The organism is Paraburkholderia sp. CI3 (assembly GCF_050436505.1).
GTDB lineage: Bacteria > Pseudomonadota > Gammaproteobacteria > Burkholderiales > Burkholderiaceae > Paraburkholderia > Paraburkholderia tuberum.
Genome location: NZ_JBNDMI010000002.1, coordinates 539,716 through 560,442 on the forward strand (window position 1 = coordinate 539,716; position 20,727 = coordinate 560,442).

General features: G+C 63.4%; 23 protein-coding genes and 2 pseudogenes. 10 read left to right on the top strand and 15 right to left on the bottom strand.

Annotated elements, in window-relative coordinates; all coding sequences use genetic code 11:
• Positions 1–184: 184 nt before the first annotated feature.
• A complete protein-coding gene (locus OKW29_RS05320) occupies positions 185–553 on the top strand; it encodes a YciI family protein (RefSeq protein ID WP_018422516.1) in 369 nt (122 codons plus the stop codon).
• A complete protein-coding gene (locus tag OKW29_RS05325; RefSeq protein ID WP_429290247.1) occupies positions 550–1,818 on the top strand; it encodes an RNA polymerase sigma factor in 1,269 nt (422 codons plus the stop codon). The genes OKW29_RS05320 and OKW29_RS05325 overlap by 4 nt, the downstream gene beginning before the upstream one ends.
• Before the next feature lie 74 nt (positions 1,819–1,892).
• Here the strand turns inward: OKW29_RS05325 and OKW29_RS05330 are convergent, their stop codons facing one another.
• The 4 genes from OKW29_RS05330 to OKW29_RS05345 all read right to left on the bottom strand — a co-directional run bounded on the left by OKW29_RS05330 (position 1,893) and on the right by OKW29_RS05345 (position 3,999).
• On the bottom strand, positions 1,893–2,384 hold the full coding sequence (locus OKW29_RS05330) for a lytic transglycosylase domain-containing protein (protein WP_184069581.1): 492 nt from the start codon (positions 2,382–2,384) through the stop codon (positions 1,893–1,895).
• A 23-nt stretch (positions 2,385–2,407) separates the two neighbouring features.
• Positions 2,408–2,755, bottom strand: coding sequence for a hypothetical protein (locus tag OKW29_RS05335; protein WP_184069583.1), 348 nt, complete (start codon positions 2,753–2,755; stop codon positions 2,408–2,410).
• 4 nt (positions 2,756–2,759) lie between these two features.
• Positions 2,760–3,134: a hypothetical protein gene (locus OKW29_RS05340; protein ID WP_184067907.1), complete on the bottom strand. Its 375-nt coding sequence runs from the start codon at positions 3,132–3,134 to the stop codon at positions 2,760–2,762.
• A 250-nt stretch (positions 3,135–3,384) separates the two neighbouring features.
• Positions 3,385–3,999: a TetR/AcrR family transcriptional regulator gene (locus OKW29_RS05345; protein WP_429290248.1), complete on the bottom strand. Its 615-nt coding sequence runs from the start codon at positions 3,997–3,999 to the stop codon at positions 3,385–3,387.
• An 84-nt stretch (positions 4,000–4,083) separates the two neighbouring features.
• Here OKW29_RS05345 and OKW29_RS05350 point away from each other — a divergent pair, with 84 nt between their 5' ends.
• Both OKW29_RS05350 and OKW29_RS05355 read left to right on the top strand, forming a co-directional pair.
• Complete coding sequence (locus tag OKW29_RS05350) at positions 4,084–5,214, top strand: MBL fold metallo-hydrolase (RefSeq protein ID WP_429290249.1); 1,131 nt, start codon at positions 4,084–4,086, stop codon at positions 5,212–5,214.
• Between the two features lie 5 nt (positions 5,215–5,219).
• Entirely contained in the window at positions 5,220–5,369 is a 150-nt protein-coding gene (locus tag OKW29_RS05355; protein ID WP_429290250.1) for a hypothetical protein, read from the top strand.
• A 22-nt stretch (positions 5,370–5,391) separates the two neighbouring features.
• Here OKW29_RS05355 and OKW29_RS05360 read toward each other — a convergent pair whose 3' ends face one another.
• Complete coding sequence (locus tag OKW29_RS05360; protein ID WP_184069590.1) at positions 5,392–6,243, bottom strand: LysR substrate-binding domain-containing protein; 852 nt, start codon at positions 6,241–6,243, stop codon at positions 5,392–5,394.
• Between the two features lie 108 nt (positions 6,244–6,351).
• On the opposite strand from OKW29_RS05360, the gene OKW29_RS05365 reads away from it, so the two are divergent.
• The gene (locus OKW29_RS05365; protein ID WP_429290251.1) at positions 6,352–7,215 is read left to right on the top strand and encodes an alpha/beta fold hydrolase; all 864 of its coding nucleotides are present in this window, start codon (positions 6,352–6,354) and stop codon (positions 7,213–7,215) included.
• A gap of 44 nt (positions 7,216–7,259) precedes the next feature.
• Here OKW29_RS05365 and OKW29_RS05370 read toward each other — a convergent pair.
• Positions 7,260–7,802 (bottom strand): annotated as a pseudogene (locus OKW29_RS05370) (ABC transporter ATP-binding protein); the annotation flags it as partial.
• Positions 7,803–7,853: 51 nt separating this feature from the next.
• Complete coding sequence (locus tag OKW29_RS05375) at positions 7,854–8,180, bottom strand: hypothetical protein (RefSeq protein ID WP_429290252.1); 327 nt, start codon at positions 8,178–8,180, stop codon at positions 7,854–7,856.
• Positions 8,181–8,405: 225 nt separating this feature from the next.
• Between OKW29_RS05375 and OKW29_RS05380 the strand changes: the two genes are divergently transcribed.
• Entirely contained in the window at positions 8,406–8,783 is a 378-nt protein-coding gene (locus OKW29_RS05380; RefSeq protein WP_429290253.1) for a DUF3022 domain-containing protein, read from the top strand.
• 119 nt (positions 8,784–8,902) lie between these two features.
• On the opposite strand, the gene OKW29_RS05385 is transcribed toward OKW29_RS05380, so the two are convergent.
• The 8 genes and pseudogenes from OKW29_RS05385 to OKW29_RS05420 all read right to left on the bottom strand — a co-directional run bounded on the left by OKW29_RS05385 (position 8,903) and on the right by OKW29_RS05420 (position 15,433).
• Positions 8,903–9,157, bottom strand: a complete 255-nt coding sequence (locus tag OKW29_RS05385; protein WP_090810919.1) for a hypothetical protein — start codon at positions 9,155–9,157, stop codon at positions 8,903–8,905.
• A gap of 181 nt (positions 9,158–9,338) precedes the next feature.
• Positions 9,339–9,605 carry a hypothetical protein gene (locus OKW29_RS05390; RefSeq protein ID WP_184024008.1) on the bottom strand — a complete coding sequence of 89 codons (267 nt, stop codon included), beginning with the start codon at positions 9,603–9,605 and terminating at the stop codon, positions 9,339–9,341.
• Between the two features lie 50 nt (positions 9,606–9,655).
• Positions 9,656–9,814, bottom strand: a complete 159-nt coding sequence (locus OKW29_RS05395; protein WP_184024011.1) for a hypothetical protein — start codon at positions 9,812–9,814, stop codon at positions 9,656–9,658.
• Positions 9,815–9,908: 94 nt separating this feature from the next.
• Complete coding sequence (phbB, locus tag OKW29_RS05400) at positions 9,909–10,652, bottom strand: acetoacetyl-CoA reductase (RefSeq protein ID WP_184069596.1); 744 nt, start codon at positions 10,650–10,652, stop codon at positions 9,909–9,911.
• A gap of 1,580 nt (positions 10,653–12,232) precedes the next feature.
• Positions 12,233–12,358: pseudogene (locus OKW29_RS05405) on the bottom strand (phosphatidylinositol-specific phospholipase C); the annotation flags it as partial.
• A 57-nt stretch (positions 12,359–12,415) separates the two neighbouring features.
• A complete protein-coding gene (locus tag OKW29_RS05410) occupies positions 12,416–13,267 on the bottom strand; it encodes a carbohydrate ABC transporter permease (protein WP_429290254.1) in 852 nt (283 codons plus the stop codon).
• Complete coding sequence (locus tag OKW29_RS05415) at positions 13,267–14,136, bottom strand: carbohydrate ABC transporter permease (protein WP_429290255.1); 870 nt, start codon at positions 14,134–14,136, stop codon at positions 13,267–13,269. Before OKW29_RS05415 ends, OKW29_RS05410 begins: the two co-directional genes overlap by 1 nt.
• 40 nt (positions 14,137–14,176) lie before the next feature.
• A complete protein-coding gene (locus tag OKW29_RS05420) occupies positions 14,177–15,433 on the bottom strand; it encodes an ABC transporter substrate-binding protein (protein ID WP_184069604.1) in 1,257 nt (418 codons plus the stop codon).
• Between the two features lie 567 nt (positions 15,434–16,000).
• Here OKW29_RS05420 and OKW29_RS05425 point away from each other — a divergent pair.
• The 4 genes from OKW29_RS05425 to OKW29_RS05440 all read left to right on the top strand — a co-directional run bounded on the left by OKW29_RS05425 (position 16,001) and on the right by OKW29_RS05440 (position 20,703).
• The gene (locus OKW29_RS05425; RefSeq protein WP_187615613.1) at positions 16,001–17,266 is read left to right on the top strand and encodes an ABC transporter substrate-binding protein; all 1,266 of its coding nucleotides are present in this window, start codon (positions 16,001–16,003) and stop codon (positions 17,264–17,266) included.
• 91 nt (positions 17,267–17,357) lie between these two features.
• Positions 17,358–18,233, top strand: coding sequence for a branched-chain amino acid ABC transporter permease (locus tag OKW29_RS05430; RefSeq protein WP_429290256.1), 876 nt, complete (start codon positions 17,358–17,360; stop codon positions 18,231–18,233).
• 23 nt (positions 18,234–18,256) lie between these two features.
• The gene (locus tag OKW29_RS05435; RefSeq protein WP_187613388.1) at positions 18,257–19,183 is read left to right on the top strand and encodes a branched-chain amino acid ABC transporter permease; all 927 of its coding nucleotides are present in this window, start codon (positions 18,257–18,259) and stop codon (positions 19,181–19,183) included.
• Positions 19,180–20,703, top strand: a complete 1,524-nt coding sequence (locus tag OKW29_RS05440; RefSeq protein ID WP_429290257.1) for an ATP-binding cassette domain-containing protein — start codon at positions 19,180–19,182, stop codon at positions 20,701–20,703. The genes OKW29_RS05435 and OKW29_RS05440 overlap by 4 nt, the downstream gene beginning before the upstream one ends.
• The last annotated feature ends 24 nt before the right edge of the window (positions 20,704–20,727 follow it).

Genomic DNA, 20,727 nt, shown 5'->3' on the forward strand with positions numbered 1-20,727 from the left:
ACAATGCTTGGCGAAACACGGTCGAACCGGCTGCGATCCAAGTGTCTTTTTCCAATGCGGCGTGGGTCCCAGGTGGTCGTCCGCGATTTTTTTGACGCCCCCTGTCCGTCAGCATGCGGCCCGCGCGTCATTGTGATGGCGGCCGATGCAATTCATCCGCCTCAACCCCAGGACGGAGGCTCAAATGGAATACCTGTTGATGATCTACTCGGAAGAAAACGGCTGGAACAAGATGACCGACAGCGAGCGGCAGCAAGGCGTTGCCGCCTATCACGCGTACACCGAATCGTTGAAGAAAGCGGGGGCTCTGGTGGGGGCCAACCGGCTGCAGCACACGAACACGGCCACCACGGTGCGGCTCGTCGACGGCAAGCCGCAGGTGCTCGATGGACCGTATTCCGATTCGAAGGAGCAACTCGCCGGCTACTACCTGATCGACGTGCCGAACCTCGACGCGGCAATGTCGTGGGCGTCGCGTTGTCCCGGCGCGGCGCACGGCGTCATGGAGGTGCGCCCGGTCTGGACCGCCCCTTACGAGGCACCCACTGCATGAGTGCGTCCGGCGGCGCCCTTGGCGATGACGGCGCCGCGCGTTCGATTGCCGAGGCGGTTGCTCGCCGCAGCTACGGCAAGCTCGTCGCGCTGCTGGCGATGCGCACACGCGACGTCGCCGCAGCCGAGGACGCGCTCGCCGACGCATTCGCGGCCGCGCTCGCGGACTGGCCGGAGCACGGCTGTCCCGCGAGTCCGGAAGCGTGGCTGATGACGGTTGCGCGCCGCCGGGCGATCGACGGCGCGCGTCATCGCCAGGTCGGCGACGACGTGGCGAACCAACTGATGATCCTCGCCGACGAGATCGACGAGAGTGAGGCAGGCGCGTTGCCCGACCGGCGGCTTGCGCTGCTGTTCGCGTGCACGCACCCTGCGCTAGAGGCCGCGATTCGGACGCCGCTGATGCTGCAAGTGGTGTTGGGGCTGGAAGCGAAGACGATTGCGTCGGCGTTCCTGATGTCGCCCGCCGCGATGAGCAAACGTCTCGTGCGGGCGAAGACCAAGATCCGCGAAGCGGGCATTCCGTTCAGCGTGCCCGAGCGCGAGGAGCTGCCGGGCCGGCTCGACGCGGTGCTCGAAGCGGTCTATGCGGCGTATGCGGAAGGTTGGACGGACCCGGTCGGCGGCGATACCGAGCGACGCGACCTCGCGGACGAGGCGCTGTATCTCGCGCAACTGCTCGTCGAGTTGCTTCCCGACGAACCGGAGACGTTGGGCCTGCTCGCGCTGATGCTGTTTGCACAGGCGCGGCGTGATGCGCGACGCGATGCGGCTGGCGACTACGTGCCGCTGTCGGCCCAGGACCCTGCAACGTGGAACGCGCCGATGATCGACGCGGCGAACGCACTGCTGCGGCGCGCGAACGCGCTCAATGCAATCGGGCGCTTTCAGCTCGAGGCCGCGCTGCAGTCGGCGCATGTGGATCGCTGCCGGACGCGTCGCCCGAACTGGGACGAAATCGTGCAGCTCTACGATGGGCTGCTCGCCATTGCAGCGTCGCCGGTGGTCGCCGTGAACCGTGCGCTTGCCGTGGCCGAACGCGACGGCCCGCAGGCGGCGCTCGACGCACTTGCGCCGTATGCGGACGATCCGCGGCTGGGCGACTACCAGCCCTACTGGGCCGCACGCGCCAATCTGCTCGCGCGTGCCGGCGCGACTGCGCAAGCACTCGGCGCGTACGATCTGGCAATCGGCCTTGAGCGTGATCCGGCCGTGCGCCGGTTCCTGCAGCGCAAGCGAATGGAGCTTGCATCGACGAGCAGTTAGCGGAGCGGGTTGCGTTTGCCTGCTTCGTCAGGTCGGGCGTGGCGGCTTTGCCCCGACAGGCCTGCGCCTGAATCTCACCGCTCCGGCTGCAACAGCCCCCAGCTCACGAGAATCGCCTGGATGCTGCGCGCGTAGGCGTCGCGCTCGTGCGGCGATTCCGAGTGATACGCTCCGATTGCACGCCATGTGTTGCCGTATCGCACCATCTTCTGCTTGAGCAGCCAGGCGGCCACGAAGATATTCACGCACGGGTCCGTGAGCGCGCGGTGCGGAATGCCCCGGCTCTCGAGTTCCGGAAAGTGGATCGAATTGATCTGCAATTGTCCCACGTCGATCGAACCGTTGGCGTTGCGGTTGATGGCGGTCGCGTCGCCTTTCGATTCGCGCCATGCCACGGCGCGCAGCACGTGCGGATTGACGCCCTGGTAAGCGCCGGCCTTGTCGAAGCAATCGTCGGCGGACGGGGCGGCTTGCGCGGCCGAACTGCCGAGCGCCAGCAGCGCCGCCCAGGCGCATATGGCCCACGACCGCAAAGGGCGGAAGGCGTTGGTCTTGTGCTGGTCCACGGGTCGGGGCTCCAGGTCCTGCTTTACTGCGCCAGCGCGGAATCGAGCTGCCGCTCGATGTCCTTGAGATAGGTGCGCGACGCATCGGAGACGACGAGGCGCGGCGTCGGCATCGCGCAGCGGCAATCGTGCTGGTGCGTCTTCTTCTTGTTGTGCGACGTCGAGCGCGGCGCGGGAAGGTCGTCGTCGTCCCCGGTGGAGGGCGGCAGCATGGCGAGCGTGGGCAGCGGCGGGTAGACCTTGTCCGCAGAGGCTGTGGTGGCAGCGGTGGCAGTGCTGGCCGCAGTTGCAGGCGCGCTGGCAGCGGGCTGGCCCGCCCATGTGGCCGAACTTAAGCATAGCGATGCCGCGGCGAAAGCAATCAGGCGCATCGTGTCAGCTCCCCGCATGTAGCGGCTGGATCGAGACGCTGTACGTCTGGTTCGCGCCGGTCGTAAGGTTTTCGAGCGTGGGTTTGAGCCCCTGCTGCGGCACGCCCCGCCAGATCGCCTGGTTGATGTACTTGAAGTCCTGGCCCAGCGCCGTTACGCGGATCACAGTGGGCTGCTTCTGCGCGGCAGCAAGCGCACCCGCCTTGGCGAGGACCGTAGTCAGTTGCGGATCGCGCGCGCCGAGTGCATCGGCGGGAATGTCGAACTTCATGATCACGTCCGACACCGCAGGTTTCTCGGCTTGAGCCGTATTGGGCTGCTGCAGTTGTGCGCAGCCTGTTACAAACATTACGGCAAGTAAGAGCACAACGCGCGTCACGTCGGGGTCTCCAAAGTTTCGTAGCGATGTACGCGTTTTCGGCTTGGGATGCTGAGACTTGATACCTGGGGGCAAACGTTTGCGAAAAAGAAAGAGTTCGCTCTCGCGGCGGCGCTTCCCGGAAAGTTGCTGCGTGCCCCTCCGTCTTCGAGCAAAGAACTTCTTGCCCTATCGGGTACAGCCACAGCGATTGCTACGCGTAGGCTCGTCGGGACGCCATCGACGTGACGCCCCAACCCGGCAAACCGACTCACGCATACCGCGCGAGAAACATATCCGCCGCCGCTTCCGCGATGCGCTTCTGCCCCTTGGCATCGAGCGGCACTTGCCCCATCGCCACTTGCGGCCAGAAGGCGAAAGCCTTCACGAGCCCCTGCAACTGCAGTGCCGCGAAGACGGGGTCATCGGTCTTGATGCGGCCGTCCGCGGCGGCCGCCCGGACCCACGCCGTCAGATCTTCCTCGCGTTCCCCCATGCGAGCGACCATGTCCCGTGCGCGCTCCGGTGAATGTATGCCAGCCGCGATCGCCACCCGGGCAAGCGACAAAAAGGACTCGTCGTGAAGCAGCCGCAGCTTGCGCTCCAGCAGATCGAGCAACTGCGCGCGCAACGGTTGGTCAGCACGATAAGAGGGTGCATCGCCGTCATGGCTCGCGTCCCACAGCTGATGGAGAATCGCCGCGAAAAGCGCTTCCTTGCTCGGGAAATGGTTATAGACCGTGCGCTTCGAGACGTTCGCGCGGGCGGCGATACGGTCCATGCTGGTAGCGTCGTAGCCGGCCGCGAGGAATTCCTCGATCGCGGCAGCGACGATCGCGACGCGCTTTCGGTCAGTCAGACGTTGGGGGCGGGGACTGGATTCCATCCAACGATTTTACACTGAGCAGTTTACTTTTCTTGGAAATAAACTACACTGCCGAGTGTAAATTTTCTTCGGAAGGTCAACTTCATGACGTCGCTTCCCGCCCTGGTCCGCCGAATGCTCGGCGTGAACGCCGCACAGCGCAGCCGCGCGAGGTTCAGCCTGTCGCCGCAGCATGACGGCGAGCGCTTTCGCAACGTCAAGCCGCGTCCGGCGGAAAGCCTGCGCAAAACGCTCAGGCTCGCGTGGACGGTGTTGTTCAACAAGCCGAGCGGCACCGTGCCGGCCGACGCATTGCCGGTCGAAACGCTGACGCGCGCGCAACTCGACGCGGCGCCCGACCGCAGCCTGTACCGGCTCGGTCATTCGACGATGCTTTTGAAGTTGTGCGGCAAATTCTGGCTGACCGATCCCGTGTTCGCCGAGCGGGCGTCTCCGTTCCGCAATCTCGGTCCGAAGCGCTTTCATGCGCCGCCGATCTCGCTCGACGATTTGCCGCCGCTGCACGGCGTGATCCTGTCGCACGATCACTACGACCATCTCGACCGCGAAACCGTGCTGATACTGGCGCAGCGTACCGAGGTGTTTTTGACGCCGCTTGGGGTCGGCGACCGGCTCATCGAATGGGGTATCGACGCGGCAAAGGTCCGGCAGTTCGACTGGTGGCAGGGCACGGAGGTCGAGGGCATCGAGTTCACCGCGACGCCCGCGCAGCACTTCTCCGGGCGCGGCCTGTTCGACGGCAACCGGACGTTGTGGGCGTCGTGGGTGATCGTCGATCACGATTTACGCGTGTTTTTCAGCGGCGACACCGGTTACTTCGAGGGTTTCAGCGCGATCGGCGAGCGCCTCGGACCATTCGACGTCACGTTGATCGAGACCGGCGCGTACGACGCGATGTGGCCATACGTCCATATGCAGCCTGAAGAAACCGTGCAGGCGCATATCGACCTGCGCGGCCGCTGGCTCGTGCCGATCCATAACGGCACCTTCGACCTCGCGATGCATCGCTGGCAGGAGCCGTTCGAAAGGGTGACGGGGCTGGCGCTCGCGCGCGGCGTCGCGCTGTCGACACCGCGCATGGGCGAGCGGCTCGATCTGACTGCGGTGCATCGCGGCGAACGCTGGTGGCGCGACGTTGCGCAAACCGCTGCCGTGCCGAAGGCGTCGTGGCGGATGTGCGCGTCGCGCGGGGTCCAGGAGGGGGAGTCGTCCTGAGGTCGTTGGCACCGCCACGTCTTAGCGGCGGACGAGAGCGCCCGAGCGGACTGTTTCTCGGCGGCGCGCTGGTGCGGCGCGCGCACGTTGCCGTTCCCGCCGAAGCGCTCGCGACCTCGAAGTACGCTCCGTCGGAACTGTCCGCCGCGGCGTGATACGCAACCGTCGATCTGCGGGTTAATTCTTCAGGTCGGCGAGAATGCGTTCCGCGAGAAAATCGCACACAGGCCGTTTCGAAGCGGCACTTCGCGCCAGCACGACTTCAAGCGTGCCGATTTCCGGCAGGCCATTCGCGGTACCCAGCAGCGAGAAGTGAGCCGGTACCGCGCACTTGGCCAAAGGAGTCACCGCGAGTCCGGCCTCGGCCATCGTCAGCAGACCCAGCAGACTCGGACTTTCATACGAGGTTCGATACGTGATGCGCGCGCGCTCCAGGCTCCGGATGGCTTTCTCCCGCGCGACGCTGCCGGGCAAAAACACGGCGATGGGCAAGGGCCTTTCACGCCAGATCTCGGTCGCGCCTGGCGCGGCGGCCCAGACCATCGGTTCGTGACGCAGGAACTCGCCGTGCAATCCTTTCACGCGCGTCGCGCAGACGAGATCGACCGTGCCGTCTTTCAACATGGGCTCGAGAGCGACGCTTGGCAGGCCCACTACCTGAATCTCCACCTTCGGATAGGTCGCCGAGAATTTCTTGAGGATCGGCGGGAACAGTGACGTCGCATAGTCGTCAGGCACGCCGATCACCACGCGTCCGGTCACGTCGGGCCGTACCACCGCTGCCCACGCTTCGTCGCGCAGGGCGATCATCCGCCGCGCGTAGGTCAACAGCATTTCGCCGTCCTGCGTCGGCACCACGCTGCGAGGCTTGCGCACGAAAAGCGCCTTGCCGAGCGCCGTCTCGAGCGTCTTGATCTGCATGCTCACCGCCGATTGCGAACGATGCACGACCTGCGCCGCGCGACTGATCGTGCCGGCGTCCGCGACCGCGATGATCATGGACAGCACGTCCAGATCGAGCGCTTTCATTTCCGTTGCCATGATGGTTGATATCAGAAAAGTAGATCGATTCCATCAATATTATGCGATTTTCTTTTGCGAGCACACCCTCGATAGTGGCGCCAAAGGAGCCCTCTGATGAATGCACGTACCAGCCCATCGATTCTGGCCCCGGCCTTTGGCGCGTCCGCGCCATCGTTTGTGACCACCGCATCGAGTCTTGCGATACCGTACGTCGAGTCCGGGCGCGGCGAGCCGATGGTGTTCGTGCACGGCTCGCTTTGCGACTATCGCTATTGGGACGCCCAGATGGCCTCCCTGTCGGGCCGGTTTCGCTGCTTCGCGCCGAGCTTGAGCCATTACTGGCCCGAGATCGATGCATTTGGACACAGCGACTTCAGTTGGGAGGCGCACGTCGAGGAAATTGCCGGATTCATCACGGCGCTCGACCTTGCTCCCGTTCATCTGGTCGGTCACTCGCGGGGTGGGTGCGTGGCTTTCCATCTCGCGCGCGAATTTCCGCGCCTCGTGAAAACGCTGACGCTAGCCGATCCCGGCGGCACGCTGCAAACCGAACCGAGGGGGCAGCCTGCGTTCATGCCGCCAGCGACCAACGTGTTGCGCGCACGGGTCGCGGAACTGATCGAGCGGGGCGAGTTCGACGCCGGCGTGTCGATGTTCGTCGACTCGGTGAGCATGCCGGGGTTCTGGAACAAAAGCCCGGAGAGCTTTCGTCGCATGGCGCTCGACAACGCGCTCACGCTGCCAAAGCAGTTGCTCGATCCGCTTCCCGCCTATACGCCGGGAGCCGCGCGCGATATCAAGTGCCGTACGTTGTTGATCGACGGCCAGAAAAGTCCCCGTATGTTCCGCAATACGGTCGACAAGCTCGAACAGTGGATCGAGTTTGCCGAACGCGAAACGATCGACGGTGCGTCGCATGGGATGAATGTCGCGAGACCGGATGCGTTCAACAGGGCGGTTGCGACTTTCGCGGCGTAGCCCGGTTGACGGGAGAGTGCTCCGGCGTGCACGCTGGTTTTCCCGGCCAGCAAGGTATCGATCTTGTGATCCTGGGCCAGCAACTCGGCCGCCGTACTCGAATGAACGACCGAGCCGCGCTCGAGCACCGCGGCGTTGTGCGTGATGCCCAGCGCCTTGCGCGCGTTCTGCTCGACCAGAATCACTGAGAGGCCTTCGCGGATGATCTCCGAGAGGATGCGCATCAAGTCCTGCACGATAATCGGCGCGAGGCCCTCGAGCGGCTCGTCGAGCAGCAGCACCTTGGGATTGAGCATCAGCGCGCGGCCGATGGCCAACATCTGCTGCTCGCCGCCGGAGAGCTGGTTGCCCATATTGGCGCGGCGCTCCTGCAGGCGCGGGAACATCCGATAGATGCGAGCCAGATCCCACGGACCGGACACGGCGATCGACGTCAGGTTCTCTTCGACCGTCAGCGACTTGAAGATATTGCGTTCCTGCGGCACCCAGCCGATGCCGGCCAGCGCGCGCTGGTGCGGCTTGAATGCGGTGACGTCCTTGCCATCGAGCTCGATCCGTCCGCTAAAACGACGCGTGTGACCGACGATGCCAATGTTGAAGGCTTCCGCGAGCGGGCGTGTGATGCTGCGTGTGATCACTCAGCCGAAACCAACGCTCATGGCAAGGACCGCCGCGCCCAGGCAGGCCAATATCAAACAGCTCTTCTGGGCGATGTCCGTGATGGCGGCGGTGGCCTTCGTTGTCCCGGCGACCTGAAACTGGTTGATGTCCTCGAGTGTCGCCGTGTAACCGATGTAGATCGGCAGCAGGTCCTTGTTCAGGGTTTGGATAGCCTGACTACGGAGGCCTTCGGCTTGCAACCCGACGATCTGTTCGACGGCACGGTCGGAGTCCGCGCTTTGCTTCAATAGCCGCGCGCCCACTTCGGGACGCGCCAGCGATTTCGACGGCTTCAGCCGAAGCACGCTGCCTCCTCATTGGGCGGCCAGAGGCAGCCGGACACAGTTCTTGCTCGCGTATTCATCGATTCATCAATTCGGCGGGGCCAGGCGCAAAGCCGGCACGCGTAGTGCGGACCCGCGAGCGCCGTCGTGCCAGCGGGCGACTCGGGCGCAGCGTCGAGCGAACCCGCGGTCACGACGACGCCCGATGCCATGCAACCGGGCCCTCGACCGCAAGGAGGACTTTCAATGAAAGACATCGATCTGAACCAGCGCGTAGAAGAAATCGAACTGGCTCTTTCCACACTATTCGAGTCGCCGAAGGCGCCCGCGATCAGCAGCTACGACGACGGCCGGACGTTCTTCATCCAGGCCTCCTGGGTCGTCGAGTCACATGGCGACACGACGCTGGATGCGCGATGCGTGTTCACACTCCACTTTTCGGATTCGCAGATTCAGCGTTACGCGCAGATGGACACGGCACAACGTATCCTCGTGCGCGAACGCCTCTGCCAAATGGTCCGCGATCGACTCCGAGCGGAAGGCGGTGAGCTGCCCTTGCGGGGAGAGTGCGCCGAAGACCTGCATGTGGCGGATCGGCTGCTGGATGTCAACGATCAGCTCTGATCCATCGCGGACGGCGTACGTCCGCGGCTTGGCGATTGGCTGTCCGAGCCGGCGGCCGCGTGCCAATCGAGTTGCGCCCGAATCTCCACGACGTAGCGAGGTCGAAAAGTGAACAGGCCCTAGCACGATTCTTCGCTCGGGACCGGGGGCGGGAGCGACTCGAGCAACTTCACGAGCCTTGCCTGCTGCTGCGGAGTCAGTCCTTGAGTAGCGCTCACCTGCTGAACACGCGCGCGCCAGTAGGTCCGGCTGAACAACGAATCCGCGCCATCGGAGGACAGGATCCGTTCGAGATGGGAAATCGCATCTCCAGCGGTCAGGGGTGTATAGGGGCTCTCCCTGTCCGGAGGCCCTTTCTTGATTGTTGTTTTCATCCACTTCTCTCAGGTGGTGAGCGGCTGGGTCCGGTCGTATACGTCCGACTTCAATTGGCCGGTTCGTGCCAAACAACCCATGCGGGGCGCGCGCCCGCCAGCTACCTGGCGGGCCAGGCAGCATGACGCGCGTGGGGTCGCGTGGCGACGCGACCCATTGCTAGCGGCACGGCCCCGGCGTTCAGCAAAGCTCCGCGGCGGCCACCCAAGGCATCGTCTCGAACTGCCTGAGAACGGTGTGCAGCGATCCGGAGAGCCTGTCGGCAAACGCGATCGTCATGTCTTCGACGTCACGTTTACGGTTGCTCGTAATCCGTACGTCCTCGATGGCATCTGCGACCGGCATCAATACCTGCCACACTGCGGCGACCCGCATGCAGCCGCGCCTCGCACGAACCGTAATCTGATGGCCTGTGGCCTTTAGTTGTCCGGTGGTTTCCGGTGTCATTCTTCAGCCCTCTCGATGTATCTGATTTGTTATTGGCACGGACGATGCACCTACATTCGCCCGCGCGGTTGATGCCACCACTCATGATGATCCAGATGTCGTAGCAGTCGTGCCCGTCTGCGCTCACGGCGATAGTGATCAATCACCATCAGCATTGCGATGCCGAGGGCCGAGCCCCCAATGATCAGGCCCATCCAGGTCTCACTCATGACACGTTCCTCTCATGGAAGCACAGGGGTGTTGCGTGAATGGTTCACGCCGCTTCGTCCGATGTTCCGGGGCGTACCGGCGCGGTGTGTCGCGTTACTGCATGTGCTGGCCACCGTTGATCGCGATATTAGAGCCGGTCACGAAGCCGGCATCGTCCGAGCAGAGATAGAGCACGAGCGCCGCGACTTCCTCGGGCTTGCCGAGACGTCCCATCGGGATATGCGGCAGGACCTTCGTATCGAGGATCTCCTGCGGAATCGCGGTGACCATCCTGGTGGCCAGGTAGCCCGGCGAAATCGTGTTGACGGTGACCCCTTTGCGCGCCACTTCCAGTGCTAGCGACTTGGTGAAGCCGTGCATGCCGGCCTTGGCCGCGGCGTAGTTGGTCTGGCCGACCGAGCCTTTTGAACCGTTGACGGACGAAATATTGACGATGCGCCCCCAGCCTCGCGCGACCATCTCTTCGCACAGCGGCTTGGTCATGTTGAAGACCGAATCGAGGTTCGTGCGAATGACCGCATCCCAGTTCACCTTGTCCATCTTCCTGAGAGTCATGTCCTGGGTGATCCCCGCGTTGTTGACCAGGATGTCGACCGGGCCGACCTCCGCCCGAATCTTGTCCGCGCAACGCTGGCATGAGTCGTAGTCGGCCACATCGACCGGGTAAGCGCGGAAGCTCCGGCCCTGAGTTTCCATGTCAGCCAGCCATTTGTCCGCACCGGTGTTGTTCGGCGAGTGCGTGACTACCACCGCATACCCTGCGTCGTGCAGTTTCGTACTGATCGCTTCTCCCAGGCCGCCCATGCCGCCCGTTACTACTACGATTCGTTTCGTCATCCTTTCCATCCGTGATCGTAACGTCTGCGAGGATCGTGAATACCCAATGGCCGTCTCGCATACCCGCCATCGCTTTGCCACAATGCGCTGCCGCCTCCAGCGTCGAGGGAGGAACGGCTGCGGCATTGATTGAACTGCGCGGGTTTTTATAGGCTTGTGGTATTGCGCGAATGGAGCCGGGTGCGTCAGCTCGCGGCGATATGCCGCGCCGGCGCACTGCTCAAAGATTCCAGATGCCCCGAATGGTGTTTCTCGCCTGCCGGTTCAGGGCGGCGAGTTTCTGTGCCCTTCAAACGCTTCGCTGGCGAGCGAAAGAAAAATCGACGCATTCGTTCGGCAGAATTTCAGCAAAACTTCGGACGAAAGGTCTCTCATTGCTTCTCCCTGGATTGATTTCGAACCCGCTTGCCCCGGAGACGACATGCGCAATGAATGTGCTGAATGTCGGTCGGAGAGGATTCCGGAGCAAAAGTGTTATAAGTAAGACTAAATAAACACCACAAAACCAGTTCGGCCCGGATCGCACTTCTGATCGTCGGTATTCAACAGTCGAATGACGACACGGTGTCCATCATCGGGTCGCGGCCGATCGGTTGGCCATAACCCTCGTCAGTCGTGCCGTGCCACTGACCGGATGCTTCGCCCTCTATTTCAACTGTCATGAAATGACATAACAATCGATTTTAGAAGGTTAATTCTAACTTCGAAATGTTAAATTTTTGAGAAGAAGGGGCTAGGTGAATACCCTATCCAGAAAGGTCGGCTGTCAGGGGCGTAGTCGCGCTAAATCGACGTTTGAACGTCCGAACGAAGGACGCGAATGGCCAGCGATGATGAGTGCGCTCTCCGATTGCTTCGCAGAGCACCCCAACAATGTCACGAAAATGGCCGAAATGACAGGACACTGCAGTGAGCACCACCGGATGCATCATTGCATATTATGCAAGAAAATGACAATTCAGCCGACCCTGTCAGACACTCCTGCCTGGGCCCGGCCGGCTCGCTGCACGACGGGGCGGCTGCCCAGGCAGCGTCGCTCGTCCGCGGCGCGTGCTGTAGAGAATGGCGAACGCTGCGGCGCGGCACGCATAGCGAATGCGTGTCGGCGGCGGTGAACGGGACCGGGTTTCGAAGGGCAATGCAGGCGCACATAGAACACCGTTCGCACGCGAGCGTAAGATGGAAGCGATTGATCGATGAGTTTCAAGGGGGCGCCATGAAGGCGGTGTGCCCGCTGCACGGGCCAACGACCATCGTCGGCACGAACGCGTACGGGTTTCCGATCTATGCGTGTTGCCGCGACGACGTTCCTTATGTCACGCCGCCGGACGCCTGTACGCGTGAACCGGCGCGACGCGGACAAGAATCGAAGCCGCCACCGCGGCAGCCTCATGCAAACAAGGAACCACGCTGACGTTCGCGGGCAACGTCATACCCGCAGCGAAACCTTATCGGCTCCAGTTGCAGTCGATCAACGCATCAACGAGGCGCCAGTCCTGCCAGTCGCAAAAATCGAGCATCAGCGTGCCGCATGGTTCCGGACGAGCCGCGAGTCGCTCCGCAAGTTGCTCGTGAATGCCATCGACCGTGTAGGCGCAGGTGTCATGGCTACCCGGCAAGGTCAGTGCGGACAGCAAGCGGCTGCCATCGATGGCCGACATCCAGTCAGCCGGCGAAACGGTGTGATCAGTCAGGGCAGGGCGCAAGAGAACCTCTGGATAAGCAAAGCGTCTGCTGCAGCGGCGGCGTGAAGTCGGAGCCCCCTACTTCAACCCGCCCGAAAAGCCCTGCAGCAGATAGCGCTGCACATAGCCCGCGAGCAGAAGCGTCGGCACCGACGAAATCAGCCCCGCGCTCATCAGTTCGCCCCAGTCGATGCCGTTCTCGCTCACATAACCCGCCATGGAGAGCGGCAGCGTGAAATGACTCGGCGACGAGACGAACAACAGCGCCAGCAGAAACTCGTTCCACGCGATGATGAACACGAAGATGGCGGTGGCAACGAGACCTGGCGCGCACAGCGGCACGACGATGAAGACGATGCGCTGCGCGAGGTTCGCGCCGTCGAGCGCCGCGGCCTCCTCGAATTCGATCGGCACGTCGCGCACGAACGGCAGCAACATCCAGATCGCCATCGGCAGCGCGTACAGCTGATAGGCGAGTATCAGCCCAAACAGCGAATCGAGCAGATGGAGCCACTTGGCCAGCGAGAACAGCGGTACGGCCACCGTAATCGGCGGCATCAGCTTCAGTGCCAGCACGAGCAGCAGGAACAGCAGATCGAGGCGCGCGGGAAACGCAAGCCGCGCGAGGGCATAAGCGGCCGGAAAAGCCAGCGCGAGCGCGAGCAACGTGGCGCCTGGCGCGACCCACACGGAGTTCAGCACCGACTGGGCCATGCCGCTTTCCCACACCGCCGCGAAGTGCTCGAACGTGGGCGCCGAAGGCCACAACGCGAGCGGATGGGCGAGGCGTTCCAGCGTCGGCGTGAAGGCCGCGCCAGCCATCCATATGCACGGCAGCAGCAACACCGCCAGCGCAGCGATCCGCAACAGACCTCGCACCGCGGCAGCGGACGAGCGTCGCGCGAAACCCTGCAAGCGTGCGAGAGGCATCAACGGTCGCGCTTGACGGCCGATTTCCATATGTATCCCGAGACCAGCACCGCGCACGTGAGCAGCATCAGTACCGAAGCCGCGCTGGCGGGTCCTACGTTGAAGAAGCGGAAACCCGTGTCGTAGATGTACGTCGACAGCGTTTGCGTGGCATTGCCCGGACCGCCGCCCGTCAATGCGTACACCTTGTCGAACAGCTTGAAGGTGTCGATCGAGCGCAGCAGCATCGCGAGGGCGACGTGGGGTGCAACGAGCGGCAGCGTGATGTATCGCAGGCACTGCCATTCGTTCGCGCCGTCGGTGCGGGCCGCCTCGGCGATTTCAGGCGGAATTGACTGCAGCCCCGCGAGAATGATCAGGAATGCCATCGGCGTCCATTGCCAGACATCGACCAACATCAGCGACCAGAGCGCGAGGTGCGGATCGGATAACCAGGGCACCGCCGGCAGACCTGCCGCCGTGAGCAGCGCATTCAGGAAGCCGCGGTAATTGAGCCAATTGCGCCAGATGGCGGAGCACACGAGCGTGGAGAGCATCATCGGCAGCACGGCGAGCGGCAAGGCGATGCGCCGGCCCGGAAACGCGCGGACGAACAGCAGCGCGAGCGCGAGGCCGAACAGGACTTCAGCGAGCGAGGCCACGATCATGAAATGGATCGTATTGACGAAACTCGTGCCGAACTCGCCGTCCGCAATGACCGATCGATAGTTGGCGAGCCCGATGAACGAGCGATGCCCCGACGCGTAATTCACCGAGAAAAACGAATCGATCAGCACGCGCGCCATCGGGTAGAGCGCCAGCACGCCGAGCACGAGGGCGGCTGGGCTCATCAGGACGATCAGCGGCAGATAACGTCGCAACCCGCTCATCGACTCTTTCCCGCGCTTGTCTGCGCTGTCACCGCCGCTTTCACTGCAATGCGGCGTTGGCCTGGGCGATCTTCTGCGCCGCCTGATGCAAGGCTGCGTCGGGCGCGGCCTGCCCCGTCAGCGCGAGTTGCAACGCGTCGCCGAGAATCGCCTCGATCTGCTGCCAGTCTTTCACGCGAGGCCGCGCACGGCCCGCTTCGAGCGCCTTCAGCTGGTCCGGGTACCAGCGATACTGCTTGACGAGCGTCGGATTGACGAAGACGCTCTTGCGCGTCGGCGGAATGCCGAGCACGGCCAGTTGTGTTTGCGTGGCCGACGAAGTCAGATAGGCGAGGAAATCCGCCGCCACTTTCGCATGTGCCGCATCTTTCGCAATACCCATTTGCCAGATGCCGAGCATCGGCGCCGGCCCCTTGACCTGACCGGGCGGCGGTTGCAGCGCGACCTGGCCGACGACGCGCGACTTCGCCGGATCGTCGAGCGCGGGCAGCCAGGCGGGCCACACTTCGATGGCCTGCGCGGCCGTGCCGCCTTGCAGGGCGTCTCGCACTTCTCCGGCGCCATATACGTCGACGTCCTTCGGCGCCCACTTCTTCAGGGCGAGCAGCATCTTCAGCGCGGCCAGCGCTTCGGGCGAATCGATCGTGACCTTGCCGTTGGTGTCGACGACTTCTCCGCCATAGGCCCAAAGGATCGGCAGAAACCCGGTGACGACGGGGTTACCCTTCACGCCGCGAAACACGACAGCCGAGACGTCCTTGTCGGCAGTGCCGATGGTCTGCGCGATCTTCAGCACGTCGTCCCAACTGCGCGGCGGCTGCAGGCCGCGACTCGCAAGCAGATCCTTGCGATAAGCGAACATCTCGACATTGCCGACGATCGGCATCGCGTACAAGGTTCCCGTCGACGTGCGTCCGAGGGAGATCGTGGACGTCACCATGTCGGCATCGGCGAGCGTGGCGGGCAGCGGCTGAAGCCATCCGTTGGCGATGAATTCGGGGGACCAGGTGTCGTCCATCATCACCAGGTCATAGGCGCGCGTGTTTTCGCGTAATGACAGCTTCAGTTTCTGATACAGGTCGTTGTTCGGCAGCTTCAGCAACTCGATATCGACGCCCGGGTGCTGTTTCTTGTAGCCGTCCACCGCCTGCGCGAGTCCGCGGCCGTAGATGTCGTCCCGGCCCGCGATCACGAGATCCGCGGCATGGGCACCAAGGGCGGCGACGGACAGGCAAGCCGCGACGCAAGCCGCGCGCAGGCAGGCGAACAGGGTCGTCCGCTGGATCATTGAAGCCATGGCTCTTGAATTCCTCTAGGGAAAGGCGTATGCGTACGATGAGTCCAGAGCAACCCACCCCGCTTTTTTTGATCGCGCGCAGCGTTGCGAAAAATAGATGCCAGATGCGGCAGCGGGAATTGCAGCAACCTAGCATGACGTACATGTGTCAGCAAGCAGGGTTGCCGGGTAGTGTTCGGACCCGCGCGCAGGCACACTTGCCGCCTGGTCCGTTTCCGCGCCGCGACCGCCCTCAGCTGATCATGGCGCGGGTTGGTCCATTGAACCGCCGCACCAACCCCGCAAAGCGATGCGGCCACAATGCTTCGGATCACGAATGAGCGAGAGGATGAAGGCCGCTAATCTCGCGGTCCATAGCCATCGCTCTCACGATGGACAAACCGCGTCCGGCGGCGCGGGCGGCAAAATTTTTTCCGCTCTGCACCATGAAATCCGTAGGGACCCGGTCATCGTTTGTACCGATTGAGCGTTGCGAGGCCCGTGAATATTGTTGTGTGCGCATTCTTCAAATGCTGCGATGTGGCGGGCAAATGTTGCTCAACGATCCTTTCGAATCGGAGATGCATGATGTCCAGGAACAATGTGTGGCGAAACCTTCATTGCGTCGTCGCGACGGGGATGGCAGCGGCGGGGCTAGGTCTGGCGGCAGGCGCCCATGCGGCGGCAGAGCCGATCAAGATCGGCGTGATCAGCGAAGAATCCTCGGTGGCGGGCGCTTCGATCAGCAAGGCGGCGCAACTCGCCGCGGACCAGATCAACGCCAGCGGTGGCGTCGATGGCCGGCCCATCCAGATCGTCGCGTACGACGACCATTCATCGGCTTCGGACGGCGTGCGCGCCTTCCAGCGCGCGGCGACCCAGGACAAGGTAGTCGCTGTGATCGGCAGCTACATCAGCGAAGTGGCGCTCGCGATGGAGCCGTGGTCGGCACGCCTGAAGATGCCCTTCATCACTCCCGGCGCGGCTAGCAACGACATTTCGAAGCACGTTCACGACGACTACGACCACTACAAGTACACGTTCCACGGCTGGATGACGTCGGCGTTCATCGCACAGTCCATCTGCGACTTCTCACACGACGTTCTGGTCGGCCAGTTCAAGATGAAAACGACGGTCGTCATGAGCGAGGACGCGGCGTGGACCAAGCCGCTCGACGAACGCTACCTCGAATGCCTGCCCAAAGCGGGACTTCAGGTGCTCGATCACATCCGCTTCAATCCTGACACTTCCGACTTCACGCCGATCTTCAACCAGATCGAGGCGAAGCACCCCGACACGATCACCACCGGCATCAGCCACGTTGGCGTGCAGCCGACCGTGCAATGGCACGACCAGCAGGTGCCGATCCCGATGTCGGGCCAAAGCTCGCAGGCCACGACCACGAGTTTCTGGAAGGACACGAACGGCGCGACGGAAGGCGTGATCACGGCCTCGGCCGCGGCGCCGGGCGTGGCGATCACACCGAAAACGGTTCCTTTTACGGATGAGTATCAGAAGAAGTTCGGCGTTTCTCCGGCGTATTGCGGCTTCACGAGCTACGACCTCGTCTACATCCTCGCGGACGCGATCAAGCGCAACAAGGGCTCGACCGATCCGGACCAGATGGTCGACGCACTCGAGAAAACCGACTACGTGGGCACGATTGGACGCTGGCAGTTCTACGGCAAGAGCGATCAGTTCACGCACGCGCTGAAGTACGGGCCCGGCTATATCACGGGCATCGACCTGCAATGGCAAAACGGCAAGCAGGTTGCGATCTGGCCCAAGTCGATTGCCAACGGCGTGGTCAAATTCCCGACCTTCATGAAGGTGCAGCAGGCAAGCGCGAACTAGCAGCGCGACGATCGCGACTGTCCGGACCCGCGCGTAGCGAAGGCCCGGACAGCGCACGCATCGACACCTTAACCAACATGAAAGGCCGGGCATGTTGCTACTGCAGATTCTCGTCGACGGCTTTGCAATCAGTTCCCTCTACGCGCTGGGCGCGATCGGTTTCACGTTGATCTTCGGCGTCTCCGGCATCTTGAATCTCGCGCACGGCGGCGTGATGCTGGTCGCGGCGCTGATGGGCTGGATGCTCGCGGGCGAGGCGGGACTTGGCACCTATCTCGGCACGCTGCTCGGCGTGTTGGCGGGTCTCGTGACGGCCTTCGTCACCTACCTGATGGTGGTGCGGCCCATTCAACGCTCGGCCGCGATTCCCGGCGAAGAGAAGGAAATCTTCGTGCTCACCGGCACGCTGCTGTGGGGCATCATGATCCAGCAGGGCATGGCGTGGCTCTTCACCGACAACCCGGTGACGATGCGCCCGCTGATCAGCGGTGTGGCGATGGTCGGCAGCGTGCGCGTGCCGTTCAACGAAATCATGATCGCGGTGGTCTGCTGGGCCGTGATCGCCATGTTGTGGCTGTTCGTGAACCGCACGCGCGCAGGCAAGGCGCTGCTCGCGGCTTCGATGAACCCTCGTGGTCTCACGCTGCTCGGTTTCGAACTCTCCCGAATCTATCTTCTCGCGTGGAGCATCTATGGGGTGCTGGCCGGTATCGCGGGCGTGCTGCTCGCTTCGTTCCTCGGCGTGAGCACCAACAATGCGGGGCAGCTCACGGCCAGCGCATTCTCCATTGTGGTGCTGGGCGGGCTCGGCAGCGTGTCCGGTTCGCTGATGGCCGCGTATGTCGTCGGTTATCTGGAAACCATTACGGCCTATCTGATCGCGCCGACCCTGCGGCCGCTGCCCGCGTTGCTGCTGCTGGTGCTCGTGGTGTATGTAAGACCCCAGGGCTTCCTGGGACGCCGCTAACAGTGCGAATGGAGCGTACCCCCATGTCCGTTCTTCTCCGTTCGCGTGGCGCATGGATCGCCGTTGCGCTCGTCGCGATGGCGGCGACGTTGCCGTGGTGGCTTTCGGGCTACATCCTCGGCGTGCTCACGGTTGCGTATTACTTCGGCGTGTTCGCCATGTCGTGGGACCTGTTGTTCGGCTTTGCCGGCGAGGTCAACTTCGGGCCGACGTTCCTGATCGGACTCGGCGCCTATTCGGCCGCGATCCTCGACGCCAGATGGGGTCTGCCCATACCCGTTTGCGTGCTCGCTGGCGGCGGCGTCGCGCTGGTGGGCGGCCTGCTGCTGGCGGTGCCCGCGCTGCGGTTGCGTGGTCCTTACTTCGGGCTGGTTACGCTCGTGGCCGTGCTGCTGCTGCAGAACGCCATCGTGATCTTTGCGGGCATAACTGGCGGCGAGATCGGCATGATGGTGCCGGACGTGATGTCGGTCGATGCGAACCATAACTACTGGATCGCGCTCGCATTCCTGATCGTTTGCGCCGTCCTGCTGTTCGGCCTGTCGCGTTCGGCAGTCGGTCTGATCCTGCAGGCAAGCGGCCAGGACGCGACCGGCGCGCAGGCGCTGGGTTTCAATGTCACGCGACACAAGCTCGTGGCCTTTTGCATCAGCGCCGTTTTCTCCGGCGTGGCCGGCGCGATGCTGGTGTTCTACCAGGGCACGGCCTCCGTGAGCACGGTGGTGGATCTCAGCGTGGGAGTACAGATCATCATCGCGGCCGTGCTCGGCGGACGCCGCACGATACTCGGCGCGGTGCTCGGCTCGATCTTCCTGATCGTCGCCGGCGAGTTTCTGCGCCCGCTCGGCCAGCTCAACACATTCGTCGTCGCGGCGGTCGCGCTCGCGGCGCTGCTGTTCTTTCCAGACGGTCTGCTCGGCAATCTGCTGCGTGCGAGGGAGCGCCAATGAACGACACGCCGCTGCTCTCCGTACGCGGACTGACCAAGCGCTTCGGCGGTCTCGTCGCCGTCAAGGATATCGGCTTCGACATCCGGCCCGGCGAGATTCTGGGCCTGATCGGACCAAACGGCTCGGGCAAGTCCACCGTCATGAAGCTGATCATGGGCATCGAGCGGCCCAACGCGGGGTCGGTCAGGGTGAACGGCGTGGAGATGGCCGGCTGGGCGCCGCACCGGATCGCGCGCGCGGGCGTGGGCATCGTGTTTCAGCATTCGCGGCCGCTCCATCGGCAGACGGTGCTGGAACACATCAAGCTTGCGCTGCTTCCTGATTCGCTCGTCAAGCTGGCCGCCGAACCGCACGTGCACCAGCGCGCGCAGGAAATTGCCTCGCGTGTGGGCCTTGCCGCCGTCATGCATCGGCATCCCGCGACACTGCCATTTGCGGATCTGCGCCGCATGGAGATGGCCAAAGCGATTGCGCGCGACCCGCAGGTGGTGCTGGTGGACGAGCCGTTCGCGGGACTGACGGTGGCGGAATCGGAGGCGTTTTCCGAGCTGATTCGCGGCTTTCGCGCCGAAGGCCGCGCGGTGCTGCTGGTCGATCACAACGTCAAAAGTCTGTCCGCACTCGCCGACCGCGTGCTCGCGATGTACCTTGGCGAGCATGTCGCCGAGGGCACCGCCGAACAAGTGATGCGGAACGAGACAGTGCGCCGGGTCTATCTGGGCAGCAAGCTGGAGTTGCGCCAGCGCACCGAAGCCGCGGGCATTGCCAGGCCCACGATCCTCGAGGTGACCGGTGTGCGTGTGCTTTACGACAAGGCGTGCGCACTCGACGACGTCAGTCTGCAGGTGCGCGAGGGCGAGTTCGTATCGGTTGTCGGGCTGAACGGCGCGGGCAAGACGACGCTTTTCAACGCGCTCTCGGGCCTCGTGCCGTACAAGGGGACGATTCGCTTCGATGGGCGCGATCTGCGCGGCAGCAGCGGTGCCGCGATCTCGCGCGCCGGCCTCGTGCAATGCCCGGAAACGCGCGAGCTATTCGGCGACATGACGGTACGCGAGAATCTCGAACTCGGCGGATATCATCTCGCCGATACGGTGCGCGCCAAACAGCTGTCGTGGCTGTTCGATCTCTTTCCGATCCTCAAATCGCGCCAGGGCCAAACCGCGCGCACGCTTTCCGGCGGCGAGCAGCAAATGCTCGCGATCGCGCGCGCGCTGATGACCCAGCCGAAGCTGCTGATTCTCGACGAACCGACATTGGGGCTCGCGCCCGTGATTCTCGAGCAACTGTCGAAAGCGCTGGATTCGCTGCAAAAGTCCACGCCCATTACCGTACTGCTGGGCGAGCAGAACGTCAGGTTTGCGCTGCCGCAGGCGGACCGTGTCTACGTGCTCGAACATGCACGCATCATCTGGGAGGGCAGCGCTTCGCGCTTCGAGGCTGAGATGGGGCGCGGCTTTCTCGAGGCGGTGGCTACCGGTGAGCCCGACGCCACGACCTCCGGCGACGCGCGCAGCTAAGGCCAGCAGCGGCAGGCGAGCCCG